At 44.6% G+C, this 1,315-nt stretch carries 1 protein-coding gene; it reads right to left on the bottom strand.

Going from position 1 to position 1,315, the window contains the following annotated elements:
- Positions 1 to 30: 30 nt before the first annotated feature.
- Positions 31 to 1,242 (bottom strand): IS256 family transposase, encoded by a 1,212-nt coding sequence (locus tag WA381_RS20945; RefSeq protein WP_150141023.1) that lies wholly within the window; start codon positions 1,240 to 1,242, stop codon positions 31 to 33.
- Positions 1,243 to 1,315: the final 73 nt, after the last annotated feature.

Below are 1,315 nucleotides of genomic sequence, written 5' to 3'. Positions count from 1 at the left end.
GAGCCTGTAACAGATTCTGTGTAACTGCCATTAGTTAATATGCTTTTCGAGGCGTTCCTCGAACTCGATAATAAAACGACTCATCGCCTGACGCCAGTTTTGAATCGGCATCGACCATTTCTTACTGGCATCTTTTATTGCTAAGTACACCATTTTTCTTGCTGAATCATCGCTGGGAAAGATTTTCCGTTTCTTGATGGCTTTTCGGATAACACTATTCAGAGATTCAATGGCGTTAGTGGTGTAAATCGCCTTGCGGATGTCCTCTGGGTAGTTGAACAAGGTATTGAGATTGTGCCAGTGCGCACGCCATGATTTAGCGATTTGTGGGTACTGACCGTCCCATGTTTCAGCAAACCGTTCTAGTTCAAGCAGAGCCTCATCTTCTGTTGCTGAGCGGTATACGCGCTTTAAGTCTGCTGTGACAGCTTTGTAGTCCTTCCACGATACGTATTTTAGTGAGTTACGCACCATATGTACGATACACAGTTGAATATGCGTGTGTGGGAACACAGCATTAATGGCATCAGGGAAGCCTTTGAGGCCGTCCACACAAGCGATGAGAATGTCTTCTACGCCGCGTTGCTGAAGTTCGGTTAACACGTTTAGCCAGAACTTAGCGCCTTCATTCTCGGCTATCCACATGCCCATCAACTCTTTGTGACCTTCAGTATTGATGCCTAAGGCCAGGAAGATAGATTTGTTGATGATACGTTTATCCTGGCGTATTTTCACTACGATACAGTCGAGGTAAACAATCGGGTAAATGGCATCTAACGGGCGCGACTGCCATTCCACAACTTGCTCGATAACCGCATTAGTAACGCGAGAAACCAATGTTGGTGATATCTCTGCACCGTACCATTCATCAAACGCATTGACGATTTCACGGGTACTCATGCCTTGTGCATAAAGCCAGAGAATTTTATCGTCCATGGAGGTGAAACGGGATTGATGCTTTTTAACGAGCTTAGGCTCGAAGGAGCCTTCACGGTCACGAGGAGTGTTGAGTTCAAACTCGCCATCTTCGGTTTTTACGCGTTTACTGCTCTTACCGTTGCGACTGTTTGATGACGTAGACTTTTGATTTCTTTCGTAGCCAAGATGCTCATCCATTTCTGCGTTCAATGCCGCTTCAACGGTGATTTTCTTCAACATCTGACTAAATTCGTTTAAGTCTTCAGGTGTTTTAATGCCTTTGGCCGCTTCCTTTGCGAAAGCTTCAAGCTCTTTCTTATTCATGTTCATCTGCCTATCCTTAACTCTCTATAGAGTAAATTGAGATAGGCAGTTACACAAAATTAGTTACAGTCTC

The sequence above is a fragment of the Alteromonas sp. CH_MED4-4 genome, from assembly GCF_037029575.1.
Classification (GTDB): domain Bacteria; phylum Pseudomonadota; class Gammaproteobacteria; order Enterobacterales; family Alteromonadaceae; genus Alteromonas; species Alteromonas macleodii.
This window is presented reverse-complemented; position numbering and strand designations above follow the sequence as displayed.